This window comes from Bacillus sp. 16GRE42, from assembly GCF_019837435.1.
In the GTDB taxonomy this organism is placed as follows: Bacteria; Bacillota; Bacilli; order Bacillales; family Bacillaceae_G; genus Bacillus_A; species Bacillus_A wiedmannii.
The window spans coordinates 329,475-347,736 of record NZ_JADAXF010000003.1 but is presented as its reverse complement, the minus strand read 5'-3'; the positions used below and the strand labels follow the sequence as shown (position 1 = coordinate 347,736).

Below are 18,262 nucleotides of genomic sequence, written 5' to 3'. Positions count from 1 at the left end.
TCCACCCTTAGTAAAATGTCATATGAGACTTATCTTCCCTATAATAGTTCAGTCGGTCTTGCAATGTCCCTGAATGAAATTCAAACTTATGGCCGTCAGGATCAACAAAATATATAGACTTACAATCCCTTACATCCCGTTCTCTTCCTTGTAAAATATGAACATCGTTTTCTTCTAATCGTTGCAGTAGACGTTCAAAGTCTTTCTGTTCAACTGAAAACGCAATATGCGTATAAGATTGATGAATCTCATTTCTCGGAATATGTGTTTCTTCATTAAGTGCTACCCATACCCCACATATATTAAAATACGCAAGTTTTCTCCCTTTAACTAATAATTCTCCTTCTAGTACTTTTTCGTAAAATATAATAGATTTTTCTAAATTAGACACTGAAAAACAAAGATGATTGATTCCCTTTAACAACTCTAATTCCTCCTATACAAATAAAAGATGAGCGAAAATTCACTCATCTTTTATTATACTATTTCTTTGTAATATATGCCCATTTATAACTGAAGTCCCCACCAAACGTATGATTCGCAATACCTTTTACGTATGGCTTCTCTAAGTAAGCCGTACTTTGTTGGTACGTAGGAGAAATGGCAGCATCTTGACCAATTAAGATTTTTTCAGCTTCTGCAAGGGCATTCCAGCGTGCTTTATCATCTTTTAATAGTTCTCCTTTTGATTTCGCTACTAAATCATCATACTTCGGATTAGAATAATCCATTTCATTAAATGAGCTTCCAGTAACAAACATATCAATATAAGTCATTGGATCTGGATAGTCCGGACTCCATGCAGATAATGAGAATTCATATTCAAATTTCTTTTCTAACTCTAGCTTTTGCTTATATGGTTGTTGTTTCAAATTCACTTTAATACCAGGTAAATTTTTCTCTAACTCTTCTTTAATAAAGTCACCCACTTTTTTACGGCTACCGTTATCATCATTTAAAAATTCTACTGTAATTGTATCTTGGCCAAGCTCTTTCTTCGCTTCTTCCCATAATTTTTTTGCTTTTTCAGCATTATCTTTGCTGTCACGGAAATTTTTATTTACAGTACGGAAATCTTTCCCATCTGGTCCTGTCGTAAATTTCTCAGGTACTAAGAAATATGCTGGTAATGATCCGTCATTTAAAATAACATTTGCAATTCCTTTTTTATCGTATGCCAGATCAATCGCTTCACGAACTTTTTGATTTTTAAACGTTGCATTTTTCTGGTTAAAACGTAAGAAATACATACGTGGATCTAACTTCGTTTTAAATTCATCCGGCTTATTCTTTTTATACTTATCAACAAATTCAGAACTTAAAATAACACGGTCCGCTTGATCACTATCATATAAGTTTACTCCCGTGCTCGTTTCCTTCACAATATTCACATTAATTTCTTCTAACTTCACAGTATCTTTATCCCAATAATTAGGGTTTTTCTTTAACTGATAACTTCGTTCATGTTTCCATTCACTCATCGTAAATGGTCCATTATATAATAGTTTATCTGCTTCTAATGCATATTTATCCCCTTGTTCTTTCACATATTTTTCATTTAAAGGGAAAAATGTAGGGAATGAAGTAAGCTCAAGGAAATATGGTGCTGGCTGTTCTAATTCTACTACTAACGTTTTATCATCCTTCGCTTTAACACCCAATTGATCTGATGGTAATTCTCCTTTATTTACTTTCTGTGCATTTTTCACATCAAATAAAATAAATGCATATTCTGCCGCTATTGCTTTATCTAATGTACGTTGCCATGCATATACAAAATCTTGTGCTCGAACTGGATCACCATTTGACCATTTCGCATCACGTAATTCAAATGTATATGTCTTTTTATCTTCACTAATCTTCACATCTTTTGCCATGCCTGGTGTTGGTTTATTATCCTTATCTAAACGATATAACCCTTCCATTGCATTTACAAAGGCACGGAATGATACAGAGTCTGTTGATTTTGACGTATCCATTGAAGGGATTTCTGCTGTTTCTAGTAAGTTTAATACTTGCTTATCTGCTGCTCCCTTATTCGATTCTTTCTTCGTTGTCGAAGCCTTCTCACCATTCCCACATCCTGCAACCAATACACTCGTCGTTAACGCAAGTGCAGCAATTGTTGTTGTCTTTCTCTTCATTCTTCCTTCCCCCAATCTATATGTATAAGTTAAATCCTATATAATATATTTCATTATACAAAAGATTCTGATTATTTTAAATATTTATTTTAACAAACATAGAAAAAAGCGGTCAGAAATTTCTTTCCAGCCGCTTTGTTGAATAGCATTTACTTGTAATCCATCCTCTATATCAAATGGATTTTGGACCTTAAATATTTCTTCCATCATCTTCAAAAACTCTTCTTCATTTTTAGATTCACCGTTAACCGTAAGTGAGTATGGTTCCACTTCACCCAATTTATAATCGACAACAAATTGAATCGCCACCTTTTGCCTTGGCGTTCCAGCGTTATATCCTTGGAATTCTACTAATTCTAACCCTTCCGTTCCACGATAATATATCCAACCTGAATTTTGAAAATAATTTTCGAAAGATTCACCTATGGAAAAGAAAGGATATTCATAAAGCGAGCTTGTACGAACCTTTTGAATAACGTCTCGATCAGTCGGAAAAAAGAAATGACTAAAAAATATGCTAGCAACTGCTAAAATAGTAACAATTGTCGCTCCCATTTTGCTCGTTCCGCCGCTATCATGGATAAGATAGTTTTCAACTGATTTATCTTTTATTTCTCTTGCTTTTATTCGGTATATACGTCTTTCCGCAAATTGATAGTATAATCCATTTGCAAAAATCCCCATTCCAAACAGAATAAAAATGAGTAATAAAAACGTAAGAGGCACCATATTAATGATTGGCAACGCTACATTAAATCCCATATAATACGAAAATGCATCACACACTACTAATAACAACATAAATAAAGCAGCTGGTACATAATACTTACGATATCCTAGCCAGCCTATATTGAAAATAGCAGCCCAACCATTCCAGCTCCACCTAGCAATCCGCTTATTCTCAAGCTCCCATTTCCTTTTGTAATACGGATATTGTCTCCCTACATATACTTCTAATTCCTTGTCTATTAGCGAGCATCCTTCACCTTGTTCAGTATGCAAAGTCCGCTGGCAACTTTCACAATTCAACTGATCTCCCTCGCAAAGTTGCCCACAATTTATACATTTCAAAACAATCCCTCTTCCCATCCATACGTCATTTCAAAATACCTTCGTGTTTTAATAACCACTCTTTCCTCCATAAACCACCAGCATATCCAACAAGCTTTCCACTCTTTCCTATTACACGGTGACATGGAACGATTATTGAAATTGGATTCCGACTATTTGCTCCTCCTATTGCCCGTACAGCTTTTGTATTTCCAACCTTCTCTGCAATATCTAAATATGAAGCACTTACGCCGTACGGAATAGTATAAAGTGCATCCCATACATTTTTTTGAAATGATGTGCCCTCCGCAGACAGCGGGACCGTAAACTCTTTTCTTTTCCCCTTAAAATATTCATCTAGCTCATTTATACATTGATCTATTATTTCATTTTTATGTTCTTCTTGTCTCTCATCAACAAATATAACAGACGTAATTCCTTTATCGTTCGCTGTAATTTCCAGCAAGCCTAATTCACTTTCATAATAAGCCTGGTACATATGTCATCCTCCAATTCAATTCATATTAATTATTGTAACACGAATAGACAAAATTTTTCGTATAAGCGTTTTATTAGGGAAACAAAAACAAGAATGATACAATGTAAGAAAATTCGATCTAGGAGGCTATGATGAATTCTGAACTTTTTTCACCTTATACAATTAAGGACGTTACATTAAAAAACCGTATCGTTATGTCACCTATGTGCATGTATTCATCAGAAAACGAGGATGGCCAAGTAACTAATTTCCATCACGTTCATTACGGAACAAGAGCTGCTGGTCAAGTTGGTTTAGTTATGATCGAAGCAACAGCCGTGTTACCTGAAGGAAGAATTTCTAATAAAGACCTAGGTATATGGGATGATAGCCTAATTGAAGGCTTACATAAAACGACAACTTTTATACATGATAACGGCGCAAAAGCCGCCATTCAACTTGCTCACGCCGGAAGAAAAGCTGAATTAGAAACGGATGCTCTCGCTCCATCCGCAATTCCGTTTAATGAAACTATGAAAATCCCAGTAGAAATGAGTATACAGCAAATAAAAAAGACCATATTAGCTTTTCAAGAGGCTGCAATACGATCCAAACAAGCTGGATTTGACGTTATTGAAATACACGGCGTTCACGGTTATCTTATTAATGAATTTCTTTCTCCACTTTCTAATAAACGGACTGATGAATATGGAGGTTCACCTGAAAATCGCTATCGTTTCTTACGTGAAATCATTGACTCAATAAATAAAGTTTGGAACGGACCGTTATTTGTTCGTATTTCAGCAAACGATTATCATCCTGACGGTTTAACGGTTCAAGATTACGTTCCATATACAAACTGGATGAAAGAACAAGGAGTAGATTTAATTGATTGTAGTTCTGGAGCTGTTGTTCCGGCACACATTGATGTATATCCCGGGTATCAAGTGCAATATGCTAAACATATTAAAGAACATGCTAACATTGCAACTGGGGCTGTTGGTTTGATTACGACTGGAGTACAGGCAGAACAAATTTTAAATAATAACGAAGCAGATTTAATTTTTATCGGACGTGAGTTACTTCGCAATCCTTACTTCCCAAGAATAGCCGCCAATGAACTTAGCTTTGAGTTAGAAGAACCGTATCAATACAAACGAGCACCGGGGAAAATCCATACGAATAAATAAAACCGAGAATAATATGTACTACTGAATCTAGAAGAATAAAAAGTATACTATAAGATAACGTATGTTATTTCATAATATCGTTTTAAGGTGAATCAACATTTTGCTTGATACACCTATTTTTTTATGTATTTATCTCCCGTTCTGAATATGTGACAGAGTTAAAAATCGAATTCCACAATCGTGATTACGAAAAAAACAATTTCTCAGATTAAGTGAGAAATTGTTTTTTGATATAGTAGTATTCTACATATTAATTCGTGTGTTTAGTTTGAAACTCCAACAATTTTAATTATCATTTACAAATAAGAACGATGCGCTGGCCATGAACAAGGTGGATACCATTCTTCTTCGTAAAACACTTGCTTAATTCCATTTTGCACCATTTCTTTTTTACTCATTCGTATATCCTCCTTTTGCAAATCTCCCCAAAATACGGAATAGTACATATAGGACTTTTATATCTTCGGAACCCAATTCCCTTCAGGTTTTACTCAAACAGATATAAAAACAGATTATTTCCAAATAGAAAGTATATTCTATTTGATTTATTGGCATTACAAACAATAGATATATAATAGTAGTATATTTTCAAATGAGGTGAACCATTCTTATAACACGAAATCATCCGTTTGTATAATACGACTCTAAAAATAGCATTGCAATAAACGAGGTCACTTGTCGTATAAGATCAAGAGTGTTGGAGGCGTATAAAGTGAAACTTTAATCCGCGGGGGTTTGCTGTCGACAAATAGCGGGATAAAAATGCGATTTGCATAATAAATTATCGTAAAAAAGGAGTGGGCTTCCCACTCCTTTTTTACTTTCTTATAATTGTTAAACTACATGTATTTACTATTCATTCAAGATTCAAACTTTTTTTAAATACATGTCATTTTTTCGTTTTTTATTCTATCGTTGTAATTTCATTTGAGTTATAAATATAAATACCCGTTTCTTCTCGCAATGCAGTGATATACATCCCTTTCGCCACATCTTTCGCTGAAATTGGTTTATACTTTTTGAAAGCCCCTTTAAATATAAAAGGAATGATACGAGACAGCTTTTCAGCCATTCGTTCACCGAAACGAAATTCTTGTCGATTTCCTACTAATAAAGATGGCCTAAAAATGTGAATACCACCAATGACTAACTTTTGTAATTCCTCTTCCATTCTTCCTTTAACTTGCGAATAAAAGAAGAACGATTTAGGTTTTGCTCCCATTGAGGACACAACAAGGAAATTTTGTACCCCTTGTTTTTCAGCTAAACAAGCAGCTCGTAACGTATATTCATAATCTACCTTTTTGAAATTTGCCTTTGTTTTTGCTTTTTTGATTGTTGTTCCTAGACAACTAAATACGTCATCTACAGCAAAAAACTCTTTATATTCCTCTAACATCGAAAAATCTATTTGCTTTTGCTGTAACTTTTCATGTTGCCATTGCATTGGTTCCCTTACAAAAATAGTAACCGAATCGTAGTAATCTGATTCAAGTAATAGACGCGTTATCTCTTGTCCAACTAAACCACTTGCACCAAGTACTAACGCTGTTCGCTTATTCATATATGCATATACCTCTTATTTTACTTTTCTCTCCTTCAGTAAAATACAACTTTTAGGAGTTTCCTTCTCTCATTTTACCACAAGTAAAGCACTATGCGTACGCATAGTGCTTTACTCACTCTTTTTTCTCATCTTTCTCTTTCAATTTTGTTACTGTTGATGCATCTCCTAAATTACTTATTAATCTTCTTAAAAAAATTAAGACTAAGGCTAATGGTAATACTACCGCTAATATCAATAAAATAGCTTCCATTAAGTAACCCAAACACTCATCCCCCTCTACACCCTCCTTTCAAATATATGAACGTAGCGTTGTCACATATGCATGCATTCCTAAAAATAATACATCCAAATTTGACAACTTTATAACAAAAACAAATCGGAATGATTATTATTTATTGCAACTTTATAAAAGATGTATTATACTAAGTTCGCAAACTAAAACGTAATTATTCCGTTTTGTATAAAAATGATATTTTTCTTCTATAATTGGGGAAAATATATCCGTAAAAAAAGAAAAGAGGAGAACTTCATGCCTAAAAGATTGACTATATTTTCATTCTTACTTATTTTCACTTTAATTTTTACTGGCTGCTCAAATAAAAAAGAAGGTAATGCCAAGAAAGACGGAAAGCTAACTGTTTATACTACTATTTTTCCTCTTGCAGATTTTGCAAAAAAAATTGGTGGCGACTATGTAACTGTTGAAGCGATTTACCCACCTGGTGCAGATTCACATACATTTGAACCAAGTCAAAAACAAACAGTACAAGTTGCAAAAGCCGATTTATTCGTTTATAACGGCGCTGAATTAGAACCATTTGCTGAAAAAATGGAAAAAGCATTACAAAAAGAAAATGTTAAAATTGTAAATGCATCAAAAGGTATTGAACTGCGTACTTCTACTGAAGAAGAGCATCATGATCACGGAGACGGCCATAAAGAGGATGAACATCATCACGATAAAGACCCACACATTTGGTTAGACCCTACTCTAGCAATGAAACAGGCAGAAAAAATAAAAAATGCACTTGTAGAATTACAGCCTGATCATAAACAAGAGTTCGAAAAAAATTTCGCAGCACTGCAAACAAAATTTACTGATTTAGATGATCAATTTAAAGCAGCTGTTTCGAATGCAAAAACGAAAGATATTTTAGTTTCTCATGCGGCTTATGGATACTGGGAACAACGCTATGGCCTGAAACAAATTGCTATCGCTGGTATTTCAGCTTCTAATGAACCATCTCAAAAACAGCTTGCTGACATTACAAAAACAGTAAAAGAACATAATCTACAATATATTTTATTTGAAACATTCTCTACACCAAAGGTAGCATCCGTAATTCAGAAAGAGACAGGTACAAAAATTTTACGCTTAAATCATCTTGCTACTATTTCTGAAGATGATGCGAAGAACAATAAAGATTACTTCACTTTAATGGAAGAAAACGTAAATACATTAAAAGAAGCTACTAACTAATCAAATTTTTAAAAGAAGCTGAATATTTCATTCAGCTTCTTTTTTATTTGTTCTTACTTGACTTGACTAAAATAACAAGTAAAATTATCCATATTAGCTTTTAAGCTTTATTAATTTAGAAGGTGAGTTGGAATTATGACTCTTCACATTCGTGAAGTAACAGAAAAAAATTGGCGTTCAGTAGCTGCTTTAAACGTCGCAAAAGACCAGCAGCAATTTATTGAAAGCAATGCGTTTTCTCTAGCAGAATCATTATTTGAAGGAAACGGAACGTCAGTAGGTTTATATGATGGAGAAACACTTGTAGGGTATGCAATGTATGGATGGTATTTGGAAAAACGCAAAAGCGTATGGTTAGATCGATTTATGATTGACCAACAATATCAAGGAAAAGGATATGCAAAACGTTTCCTTCGCATACTCATTCAATTCTTACAAGATAAATATGAATGTAAAATAATTTATTTAAGTTTACATCCAGACAACAAACTCGCAATGGGGTTATACGAGTCATTTGGTTTCCGTTTAAATGGTGATATTGATGACGATGGTCCAGTTGTAGGTGTTGTAATGGAGTTACTATTAGATGAACATACAAGCCTGTGAAAACAGGCTTTTTATTATCCTTCGTTTTTTGCAATCGAGCATTTTTCTACAAAATACTTAGTTAAGTCAAAAAAATAAGCCTGCAATATATGCAGACTTATTTCACACACTCCCCGAAATGTTCTTGGAACCATTCCTTATTAATATCTTTTCCGATAAACACAACTTCACTTACTCGTTCTTCGCCCTCTTGCCACTCTCTATCATATGATGCAGCAAACAGTGTATGCACACCTTGGAAAACGATACGTTTATCTACTCCATCAATCGATAAAATTCCTTTGTAGCGATATAAATACTCCCCTAGCTCTTGAACGACAGCTGACATCCACTCATTTAGTTTTTGTAAATCTAACGGTCGCTCTTCGCGTAGTACAAACGACTTTACCCCTTCTAGATGATTATGCTCTTTATGAGGATAAATTTGTAACGTATCTTTCGTTTTAAACGTTTGAATTTGTAGTAACGATGGAATATCTACATCACAGTTAGTCGCCTCGATTAACTCTGCAGTTGGGTTAATACCTTGCAGTTCCTGCAATAGATTTTCCTTTTCACTTTCATCCACTAAATCTAATTTATTTACTAAAACGACATCAGCAAATGCAATTTGTTCCTTTGCTTCTAGTCCTTTTTCAAAATGTTTATGTATATGGTAACTATCTACTACTGTTACAACGCCGTTAATTTGGTATGCAGATTGAATCACAGGATCTAAAAAGAATGTTTGAATAATCGGACCTGGATTTGCAAGACCAGTCGTTTCAATTACTAATCCATCAAATTCCATTTTACCTTCTGCTTTTACGTCCAGTAATTGTTTTAAAGCGACTAGTAAATCTTCACGTACAGTACAACATAAACATCCATTCGTCATCTCCATAATCTCTTCTTCGACATTCATAATCAACTGATTATCAATACCAATTTGCCCTATTTCATTTACAATCACTGCTAATTTATGACCGTGATTTTCTGATAAAATGCGATTTAATAATGTCGTTTTCCCTGATCCAAGAAAACCAGTTAATATCGTTACTGGAATCATTTCGTACATCTCCTTATAGCTATATGTTTTTACATTATAGCATATAGGGAAAATCGTTTTTGTAGCAAAACATATTTATTGTATGTACGACACTGTAACTATATAATAATATGTAGCAAGAAAGCCTTTTCAAAAAATGATTCATTCATCAAGGAGGTACTTATAATGGAACGAGTTCAAATGGCCGAAACACTAGAATTTTCTCGTATTATTCAAGGTTTTTGGCGTTTAGCAGAATGGAATATGACAAAGCAAGAGTTACTCTCTTTTATGGAAGCTTGTATGGATATGGGAATTACTACTTTCGATCATGCTGATATTTATGGCGGATATACGTGTGAAGGATTATTTGGAGAAGCATTACAACTCAAGCCTTCCTTACGCGAAGACATGCAAATTATCACAAAATGTGGAATCGCTCCCCCATCACCAAAATTTCCAGAGCGATATGTTGCGCACTACAATACGAGTACTGAACATATAATAAAAAGCGCGGAAGACTCATTACGAAACTTACATACTGATTATATTGATGTACTGCTCATTCATCGCCCTGATCCATTTATGGATCCAAATGAAGTAGCAGAAGCGTTCTCACGCTTAAAGCAAGAAGGAAAAGTCCGTCACTTCGGTGTATCTAACTTTTTACCTTCACAGTTTAATATGTTAAGTTCTTATTTAGATTTCCCGCTCATTACAAATCAAATTGAAGTATCTGCGATGCAGCTTGAACATTTCGAAAAAGGGACAATTGATTTATGCCAAGAAAAGCGAATCAATCCTATGATTTGGTCGCCTCTTGCTGGCGGAGAAATCTTTACTGGTCAATCAGAACGTGCCGTACGTTTACGTGAAACGTTACAAAAGGTTGCTACTGAACTAGATGTTACTAGCATCGATACAGTTATGTATGCATGGCTGCTTGCTCATCCAGCTAACATGATGCCAATCGTTGGATCTGGTAAATTAGACCGTGTTAAAACAGCCGCTCTTGCTACAAAAGTTAATTTAGATCGTCAACAATGGTTTACAATTTTCGAAAGCTCTAATGGACATCCTGTACCATAATACACAAAAAGAAGAGCTGTTTCTTTACAGCTCTTCTTTTTCATATGTATTTCTAGTCATGGCAAATACACACATATCCCTTAATCCATTTCCATCTACCGCTACACTCGCACTTTCCAATGTGCCTTCTAACTTAAAGCCTAATTTCTCAGGTATCGCTCTACTCTTCTTATTTAAAGAATCGCATCGAATTTCTACGCGGTTTGCTTTCAATTCAGTGAAAGCAAACTCCATTATACCTTTTGCAGCCTCTAGCATATAACCCTTTCCACTAAACCTTGAATCAATCCAATACCCAATTTCAAATTGAGGTATATCCCAATTAATGCGATGCAATCCAGCTGATGCAATAAATTCACCTGTTTCTTTCGAAAAAACTAGTAATCTTAAATCCTCACGTTGCAAAAATTGAATATGCGATTTTCTAATACTCATCTCTACTTCTTCCTCTGTTTGCTCTTTCTGTGCAAAAACCATCCATGGTTTTAATTCTTTCATAGAAGCTTGAATTGCATCGTATACAGCTTTACCGTCACCCGGTTTCGGCATTCGAATAAATAGCCTATCAGTATAAAATTCAGAAGGAAAATCGAATAATAACGGATTCACTTTCAACACTCCTTTTAATGCTTTTATATATAATAATATCCATCTCAAACCATACAGTAAAGAAATTTCTGAATTTTACACATTTTAACCATTTACCTCTACCGCTACACGAACTCCAGATTCAATTGCACCTTGTATCCATCCGTGATATAACGTTGTATGATCACCTGCAAAGTATAATCTCCCCTCTGGTTTTATAATCGCTGGTTGTAGCTCAGATTCTTGCCCTGCCTGAAATAGCGCAAACCCTCCAAGTGCATATGGATCCAATGTCCAACTTTTTGATATGCCAGACATGAACTCATCATATACTTGACCGCCTAATATTGTCGCTAAATTTTGTAATGTGTAATAAATACGATCACCTTTTGATAACCCATCCCATAACAATGCATCATAAGACCATGTATAGCTGCCTAACATCATAGCGGGTCCTTTTTCTCCAATTCCGTGACTTGGATAATAGGCGTAACGAATTGGTAAATCCGTTATAATCCTGCCACCTAACTGTCCTTGTTCTTCCCAAAATCGACTTTTAAATTGAATTCCTATTTTTGTCGCTGGCATATAATGCAATTCACGAATTGCTTTCCATTTTTCATGAGATATAGAATCAAATGGATCTACTTCCACAAAGCGCATTGTCGAAAATGGAATTGTAATAATAACTAAATCCCCTGTAATACTACTATACTCAAAAGTTTCCTCGTTTCGATAGAAAGCTGTCACACCGTTATTGTGTTGATGTAGCTTCATTAATTTTTGATTATATATAATATTTTCTTCTAATTGTGGTAAGAAAGACTTTGGTAATCTATCATTCCCGCCTACTATTTCACAAAATCCACTCTCCTCCTGCATAATGTATAAAAAGCGTAGTGTCTCAACAAATGACCTTTCCAAAAAACCTTCTAAATCTAATAGAACACCGATCATCTCAATTGTTACTGGCGAGAAATACGTATTATATTGATAAGGATGATACTTTAAAAATTGTCCTGTAGAGTATCTCCCAAAATCCTTTACTACAACATCCCAATTTTTCTCTGGGTTCTTTTTTATAAAATTTATAATGGGCTGTACCGCTAGCAATAATAGCTCCTCAGACGTTTTTCCGACCTCATTCATTTCTACAGGATACTTTAATATACTTGGATCTTTTTCGTATTGTTTTAATGTCGTTTTCCGGCCATTTACGAAAATGATATCCGTCTCATTCCTATTAATAAACGGGCTCACCTGTAGCCCAAATTTTCTTATATATGCCATCGTTAATGTGTGCGAATACGGAATTCTCATTGCCCCAACATCTAAATATAATCCGGTATCTTCCATTCTAACCGTCTCTATGCGGCCACCTACCCGGTTGTTTGCTTCAAAAATCTTCACATCATGTCCTGCAGCCTTTAATAAAGATGCCGAAACCAACCCAGCCATACCGGCCCCTACTACTATAATTTGTTTCGAACGTGTCGTCTTCTTTAACCCTTGATTTATCACTTTCAACACTTCATCCATCTCAATGTTATACATTATATCTTTCTGCACAATTCCACCCCTTACTTCATAAAATGGGCATTAGTGGTTTAGTGCATTTTATTCATAAATTCCTATAAACATAACAACATAGCAAGTGGAATATTCACTAAAAGTACATAAGAGGTAGCTTTCACATCTCTTCACGCTTCGTATAATATAGCAACGGCAAAGAAGGAGTGGTTGAAAATGAAACAAACTTACGACTACCACGCTACAAAGAAATATTTAGAAGGAAAGAAGCACCAACTATGCAACAAACTTAGTTGTAAGCATCTATCTAAAAAAGAGCGTGAACAACTAAAACTTGAGATTGATAACTACGAATATATTTTAAATTTAGTTGAAATGAATCATTATGAACGAGGATTTTCTCGTTAAAAGTAAATATAGAATTTATCCACTTTATATTTTGAGCATTTTATTACGCATTTTTCGTAAGTAAATATATAATAGGATGTACATTAAGATTGAGAGGTATATTCTATGATCAAATTAAGTGTATTAGACCAATCACCTATTTCAGATGGTAGTACAGCAGCCCAAGCTTTTTCACATACAGTTACGCTTGCACAAGAAGTTGAAAAACTCGGATATACACGCTTTTGGGTATCGGAGCATCACAACTCTGTCAGCCTTGCTGGTTCAAGTCCTGAAATACTTATTTCTCATATTGCAGCAAAAACAAATCGTATGAGAGTGGGTTCAGGTGGTGTTATGTTGCCGCACTATAGCTCATATAAAGTTGCTGAGAATTTCCGCGTTTTAGAAGCGCTTTATCCAAATCGTATTGACCTTGGTGTCGGCAGAGCACCTGGTGGTATGCCAATTGCAACTCGCGCACTTCAAGAAGGGAAAATGGTCTCACTTGATCAATATCCAGAACAAATTGCAGATGTGGCAATGTACTTACATGATCAAGTACCAGAAAACCATCATTATGCAAATTTAAAGGCTACTCCTGTAATTACAACATCTCCTGAGATGTGGATGCTCGGTTCTAGCGGAGAGAGTGCAATGATTGCTGCAAAACAAGGTGCTTCTTTTGCATTCGCACAGTTCATTAACGGATACGGTGGCCCTGAAGTAATGGAAGCTTATCAGGAACAATTCCAACCTTCCTATTTAGGAGATAAACCAAAATCAATCGTCGCTATTTTTGTTATTTGCGGAGAAACAAATGAAGAGGCAGAAAAAATCGCTTCTAGTTTAGATTTATCAATCTTATTACTAGAACAAGGAAAGCGTACAACTGGTACTCCTTCTATTGAAACTGCACAAAATTATTCATACAGCGCTTATGATTTATTCCGTATAAAAGAAAATCGTCAACGTATGATCGTCGGTGATCCATCTTCTGTGAAAGAAAAAATCGTAAACTTAAGCAAAGCGTACAATACTGAAGAATTTATGATTGTCACAATTACCCATCGATTTGAAGATAAATTGAATTCCTATCGCTTACTAGCAAATGCTTTTCATTTATAATGATAAAAGGGAGATACATCAATTACGATGCATCTCCCTTTCTTACTACTTCTTGTTTTCATTTTCTATATATTCAATAGCCTCTTTTAATAACTCATCAAAATGATTAGGGTAATCATGATTTAAGTTAGGTACAACTTTATACTTATGTTCAATGTTCCTATCTTTTAATAATTGTACAAATTGCTGCGTACATTCGAAACAATCTTCATCTTGTTCCCCACACACTATATATCCCTTTATATTTTTATCTTGTAGCACTCCTAACAACTCATTCCATTCTTCAATCTCTGGAAGCCACGGCGCCACAAAAATAAAACCATCTACATCTATATCTTTTTGTAAAATCGTATACAAAGCTACTCTTGCACCAGCAGAAAAACCACCAATTATTACACTTTCTACTGTATGATTTTCTTTAAAATTAACGTAATGCTCTTTTAATTCTTCTTTCCCTCTATGTATATCATCCCAAACAAACCCATCTGAAAACTGAATTTGCGAAGACTGTGGTAAAGCTAACGTATAATCTTGTGTCAAAACAGTTTTCCAATATGGTTCTATTATTTCTATATTTTCTTGATCTCCGTGCATTGCAATAAATAGTTTTTCTTTTTTCTTACCATCTATAAATTTCACGTCTGCTCGTTCTGTTTTCTTTGCTAATTCTTCTCTCTCTTTACATAATTGAACCATTTTATGAAACTCTTCAAATTTATGTAGTGATTTTAAATCGTCGTCGGTAATTAAATATTCATTTCCGTACCAAAATCCATTGTCTATAATAGCTTCCTTCATTAACTGTAACGCTTCTTCTTCAAGCCCCGCTGCACTCGCTAGTGCATATTTGAAATTATATATTTGCGCCTCATTCCCCACTATGCCTTTCGCATGCTCCATTATATAAGTGTATGCTTCCAAACTTCCTTTATTTGCGTAACAATGTAACGTTTCATTTAATAATTGAATGTAAGTCATACTATTTTTCATACACCCATTCCCCCGTAATCTTTTATAATATTTAGTTCTCAAACCTTTATACCATTCTGTAATCACTGTATATAACTCAAGCTAACAATACTTAATCATTACTCCCCTTCGTCCAATAAGTTTAGTATAAAATTGAATAGACTGAAAAATCAATATTTTTATAAACAAAAAAAGACAACAATATATTTATTGTTGTTTTCCATACATCTACCCACTCTTTTGTTTTTTTCTGTCTGGTTTACTTGAAACTAAATAATGTTTTTCTGAAATATATAAATCTCTTTTTAATATACGATTTAAATACGGTCCTAATTTCATCCCGCATATAAGACGCTCTTCACTACCTTCAACAATTGGAAACATTTCTTTTTCTGTTACGTACTGATCTACTGCTTTTTGTACGATATCAATTTCTTTAACTAGGTTTAGGTTTTCTTCTGTATGTTCAAATACCTCAAGCGTTTCCTTCGTAATAAGAAAACTATTTGTTGGAAATGCAAGTAAATACGGCTTTAACAAATCATAATTTACTGTATAATCATCATTTACTAATACTGTATAAACAATATTAGCATTCTTTTCTAGAAACTTAGCCATCGCTTGTTCTAATTCATCTTTCGTAATTTCACGCTCTTCTTTTCCAGTTCTGAAAAAGCGAAACATCGCATCGCCTCCTTTTTACTATATTATAGCATAAAAGAAAACTGAAAAATTACAAAAAAAGCCATTGAAAGAATTTTTCAATGCCTTTTTTCTTTATATACTTATATTTATTTTAAGAACGCACTTAGCATCCATACATGTTGTTCTAATGTTGTATGAATCGCTAACAACATGTCCGCTGATGTTTCATCGCCAGCTTCACCAGCAACTTCCATACCTTCTTTTAATTCTTGAATAAGTGCAGAATAATCATTCACTAATGTTTGCACCATTTCTTCTGCAGATTCCTTGCTTGTCCCTTCATTCACACTAGATGTTGCAAGATATTCTTTCATTGTCGCTAGCGGTTTACCTTCCAACGCTAAAATACGTTCTGCTAATTCATCAATATTTGTTCCAGCTTCATTGTAAAACTCTTCAAATTTTTCATGTAACGTAAAGAAGTGTGGTCCTGTCACATACCAGTGATAATTATGTAGTTTCACATATAACACATTCCAGTTTGCTACCTGCTTGTTTAATACTTCAACAACATTTGTTTTCGTACTCATACAATCCACTCCTCTTATCATTTCATAATGTTTATCTTTTAATAACCTAGTTACATGTTACCATACATTTCCTATCCTTTCGAACGATTGGCTCATATGTAACAAAGTTTTAACACCTTTAATACTTCCCTAATATCTTTTAATTCATGTATGTTTTCAAACACTTCATACGTCTAATTGTCCAAGCTCATACATATGCATAATAGTAAATCAAGCTCATCGTAGTAGAAAGAGGGATAACATGGACAATCAACAATGGCAAGTGGCAAAGAAAGTCGCTGCTACTTATATTGGAACAGTCGTTGGAGCTGGATTTGCTACTGGACGAGAAATTGTTGAATTTTTCACAGTGAACGGATTATATGGAACAATTGGCATATGTGTAAGTGGATTTTTTTTTATTTGGCTTGGCACAAAGATGATGTTACTTTCATCACAAATTGGTGCATTTTCAGCGCAAGAATTTAACAAATATTTATTTGGGGATGTATTTGGCAATGTTGTAAACACACTATTATTACTCGTATTATTTGGTGTAACGAGCGTTATGTTATCAGGAGCGGGGGCGGTATTTGAAGAGCAACTTCGTTTACCAAGACAACTTGGTATTTTCATTATATTGATCGCCTGTCTCATTATAGGTAGTCGCGGGTTACAAGGGGTTTTTGAAGTTAATACACTTGTCGTACCTATTATGATGATTTTTATTATCGGACTTGCTATTACAACTTTTTTTCACGGTACAACTTCTATTAGTGACACTATTCCTGCAGAAAGCTGGAATATGAAGTGGATTACTAGTCCTATTACATATGTCGCCTTAAATCTTTCTCTCGCCCAAAGCGTTCTCGTCCCGTTAGCCAGTGAAGTAAAAGATCGAAAGGCCATTTTATGGGGCGGTATTTTAGGCGGTGCAGGACTTTCTTTAATTTTATTATGTAGCCATTTAGCTATCTTATCAGTCGATCAATTTTATCAATATAATATCCCAATGGCTGAAGTCATAAGAAAATTCAATGCAACTTTTCACTTTTTCTTTGTTCTTATCATTTTCGGTGAAGTGTTCACAACTTTAGTTGGTAATGTGTTCGGAATGACAAAACAAATGCAATCCATCACCGGATGGAAAAGTAACAATATTATTTTCTTCATTTTACTAATTAGTTATTGCTTTAGTTACATTGGTTACAGTGAATTACTCCACATTCTATACCCTATAATCGGGTGGGTCAGCATCATTTTACTGCCAATTATTGCTTTTAAACAACTTCAAAAAACATAAAAGAAGCATCCATGTTATTGGATGCTTCTTTTATGTTCATTCACAATCATCGCATACTTCCCAGTACGGCCCCATTTCGAGTGCTAAATATGGCTTTAATTGCAAGCGAATCATCCGACTAGGCATACGTTCTAAAACGAATTGAATCCCTTCTTCATCTTCGTCTAATTCAACTTTTGAAATCGCAATTCTTTGCATAATAGAAATAGGCATTCCATCTTTATATAAAGTGATTTTCACCTCATCATATTCATTAAAATACACTTCAACACTCATTTGATTTTTCAACATTTCATCAACAATTTCATATTTATCATTTCGTTCCTGGATTATATATTTCCAGCCGCCTCTACCTTCTTCTTTCGGAGCTGCTTGAAATAATGTCATCAAATCCTCGTATAGCATAAGATAACCCCTCTCTTACTAAAAAACGATGAGTATTTTATATACCCTTTATCTCTATCACTTTCCATATGTATTGTACCATATATCGCCGTTTTTACCGTATTCAT

Annotated in this window: 20 protein-coding genes and 1 pseudogene; 7 read left to right on the top strand and 14 right to left on the bottom strand. The window is 34.4% G+C overall.

Annotation, left to right across the window (positions count from 1 at the left end; all coding sequences use genetic code 11):
- Positions 1–7 precede the first annotated feature (7 nt).
- From fosB to ILS93_RS18240, 4 genes are all read right to left on the bottom strand, one after another.
- Positions 8–424: a FosBx1 family fosfomycin resistance bacillithiol transferase gene (fosB, locus tag ILS93_RS18255; RefSeq protein WP_000911696.1), complete on the bottom strand. Its 417-nt coding sequence runs from the start codon at positions 422–424 to the stop codon at positions 8–10.
- Between the two features lie 58 nt (positions 425–482).
- On the bottom strand, positions 483–2,144 hold the full coding sequence (locus ILS93_RS18250) for a peptide ABC transporter substrate-binding protein (RefSeq protein ID WP_000824266.1): 1,662 nt from the start codon (positions 2,142–2,144) through the stop codon (positions 483–485).
- An 84-nt stretch (positions 2,145–2,228) separates the two neighbouring features.
- The gene (locus tag ILS93_RS18245) at positions 2,229–3,233 is read right to left on the bottom strand and encodes a DUF2628 domain-containing protein (protein ID WP_098102945.1); all 1,005 of its coding nucleotides are present in this window, start codon (positions 3,231–3,233) and stop codon (positions 2,229–2,231) included.
- Positions 3,234–3,240: 7 nt separating this feature from the next.
- Positions 3,241–3,693 carry a methylated-DNA--[protein]-cysteine S-methyltransferase gene (locus ILS93_RS18240; RefSeq protein ID WP_098102944.1) on the bottom strand — a complete coding sequence of 151 codons (453 nt, stop codon included), beginning with the start codon at positions 3,691–3,693 and terminating at the stop codon, positions 3,241–3,243.
- A 131-nt stretch (positions 3,694–3,824) separates the two neighbouring features.
- On the opposite strand from ILS93_RS18240, the gene namA reads away from it, so the two are divergent.
- Positions 3,825–4,862 (top strand): NADPH dehydrogenase NamA, encoded by a 1,038-nt coding sequence (gene namA, locus ILS93_RS18235; protein WP_222661061.1) that lies wholly within the window; start codon positions 3,825–3,827, stop codon positions 4,860–4,862.
- 323 nt (positions 4,863–5,185) lie between these two features.
- Here the strand turns inward: namA and ILS93_RS18230 are convergent.
- From ILS93_RS18230 to ILS93_RS18220, 3 genes and pseudogenes are all read right to left on the bottom strand, one after another.
- Positions 5,186–5,260, bottom strand: a pseudogene (locus ILS93_RS18230) (DinB family protein); the annotation flags it as partial.
- A 506-nt stretch (positions 5,261–5,766) separates the two neighbouring features.
- On the bottom strand, positions 5,767–6,426 hold the full coding sequence (locus tag ILS93_RS18225) for an oxidoreductase (RefSeq protein WP_048559679.1): 660 nt from the start codon (positions 6,424–6,426) through the stop codon (positions 5,767–5,769).
- Positions 6,427–6,541: 115 nt separating this feature from the next.
- A complete protein-coding gene (locus ILS93_RS18220) occupies positions 6,542–6,691 on the bottom strand; it encodes a hypothetical protein (RefSeq protein WP_179866091.1) in 150 nt (49 codons plus the stop codon).
- 267 nt (positions 6,692–6,958) lie between these two features.
- On the opposite strand from ILS93_RS18220, the gene ILS93_RS18215 reads away from it, so the two are divergent.
- The gene (locus ILS93_RS18215) at positions 6,959–7,909 is read left to right on the top strand and encodes a metal ABC transporter substrate-binding protein (protein WP_064474189.1); all 951 of its coding nucleotides are present in this window, start codon (positions 6,959–6,961) and stop codon (positions 7,907–7,909) included.
- 135 nt (positions 7,910–8,044) lie between these two features.
- Entirely contained in the window at positions 8,045–8,515 is a 471-nt protein-coding gene (locus ILS93_RS18210) for a GNAT family N-acetyltransferase (protein ID WP_064474190.1), read from the top strand.
- A gap of 97 nt (positions 8,516–8,612) precedes the next feature.
- Here ILS93_RS18210 and ILS93_RS18205 read toward each other — a convergent pair whose 3' ends face one another.
- Positions 8,613–9,563 (bottom strand): CobW family GTP-binding protein, encoded by a 951-nt coding sequence (locus ILS93_RS18205; RefSeq protein ID WP_064474191.1) that lies wholly within the window; start codon positions 9,561–9,563, stop codon positions 8,613–8,615.
- A 165-nt stretch (positions 9,564–9,728) separates the two neighbouring features.
- Between ILS93_RS18205 and ILS93_RS18200 the strand changes: the two genes are divergently transcribed.
- The gene (locus ILS93_RS18200) at positions 9,729–10,631 is read left to right on the top strand and encodes an aldo/keto reductase (protein WP_064474192.1); all 903 of its coding nucleotides are present in this window, start codon (positions 9,729–9,731) and stop codon (positions 10,629–10,631) included.
- 24 nt (positions 10,632–10,655) lie between these two features.
- Here the strand turns inward: ILS93_RS18200 and ILS93_RS18195 are convergent, their stop codons facing one another.
- Positions 10,656–11,240 (bottom strand): GNAT family N-acetyltransferase, encoded by a 585-nt coding sequence (locus ILS93_RS18195; RefSeq protein WP_064474193.1) that lies wholly within the window; start codon positions 11,238–11,240, stop codon positions 10,656–10,658.
- 84 nt (positions 11,241–11,324) lie between these two features.
- Positions 11,325–12,788: a flavin monoamine oxidase family protein gene (locus ILS93_RS18190; RefSeq protein ID WP_064474194.1), complete on the bottom strand. Its 1,464-nt coding sequence runs from the start codon at positions 12,786–12,788 to the stop codon at positions 11,325–11,327.
- A 177-nt stretch (positions 12,789–12,965) separates the two neighbouring features.
- Here ILS93_RS18190 and ILS93_RS18185 point away from each other — a divergent pair, with 177 nt between their 5' ends.
- Both ILS93_RS18185 and ILS93_RS18180 read left to right on the top strand, forming a co-directional pair.
- Positions 12,966–13,157: a DUF3896 family protein gene (locus ILS93_RS18185; protein ID WP_064474195.1), complete on the top strand. Its 192-nt coding sequence runs from the start codon at positions 12,966–12,968 to the stop codon at positions 13,155–13,157.
- 105 nt (positions 13,158–13,262) lie between these two features.
- Positions 13,263–14,264, top strand: a complete 1,002-nt coding sequence (locus ILS93_RS18180; protein ID WP_098102942.1) for an LLM class flavin-dependent oxidoreductase — start codon at positions 13,263–13,265, stop codon at positions 14,262–14,264.
- A gap of 45 nt (positions 14,265–14,309) precedes the next feature.
- Here ILS93_RS18180 and ILS93_RS18175 read toward each other — a convergent pair whose 3' ends face one another.
- The 3 genes from ILS93_RS18175 to ILS93_RS18165 all read right to left on the bottom strand — a co-directional run bounded on the left by ILS93_RS18175 (position 14,310) and on the right by ILS93_RS18165 (position 16,468).
- A complete protein-coding gene (locus ILS93_RS18175) occupies positions 14,310–15,254 on the bottom strand; it encodes an alpha/beta hydrolase (RefSeq protein WP_064474197.1) in 945 nt (314 codons plus the stop codon).
- Between the two features lie 207 nt (positions 15,255–15,461).
- Positions 15,462–15,917, bottom strand: a complete 456-nt coding sequence (locus ILS93_RS18170) for a DUF3939 domain-containing protein (protein ID WP_098102941.1) — start codon at positions 15,915–15,917, stop codon at positions 15,462–15,464.
- 107 nt (positions 15,918–16,024) lie between these two features.
- Entirely contained in the window at positions 16,025–16,468 is a 444-nt protein-coding gene (locus tag ILS93_RS18165; RefSeq protein WP_000105194.1) for a Dps family protein, read from the bottom strand.
- A gap of 241 nt (positions 16,469–16,709) precedes the next feature.
- Here ILS93_RS18165 and ILS93_RS18160 point away from each other — a divergent pair, with 241 nt between their 5' ends.
- Entirely contained in the window at positions 16,710–17,750 is a 1,041-nt protein-coding gene (locus ILS93_RS18160) for a YkvI family membrane protein (protein WP_064474200.1), read from the top strand.
- Between the two features lie 36 nt (positions 17,751–17,786).
- Here the strand turns inward: ILS93_RS18160 and ILS93_RS18155 are convergent, their stop codons facing one another.
- Positions 17,787–18,155 (bottom strand): DUF3979 family protein, encoded by a 369-nt coding sequence (locus ILS93_RS18155; protein ID WP_098102940.1) that lies wholly within the window; start codon positions 18,153–18,155, stop codon positions 17,787–17,789.
- Positions 18,156–18,262: the final 107 nt, after the last annotated feature.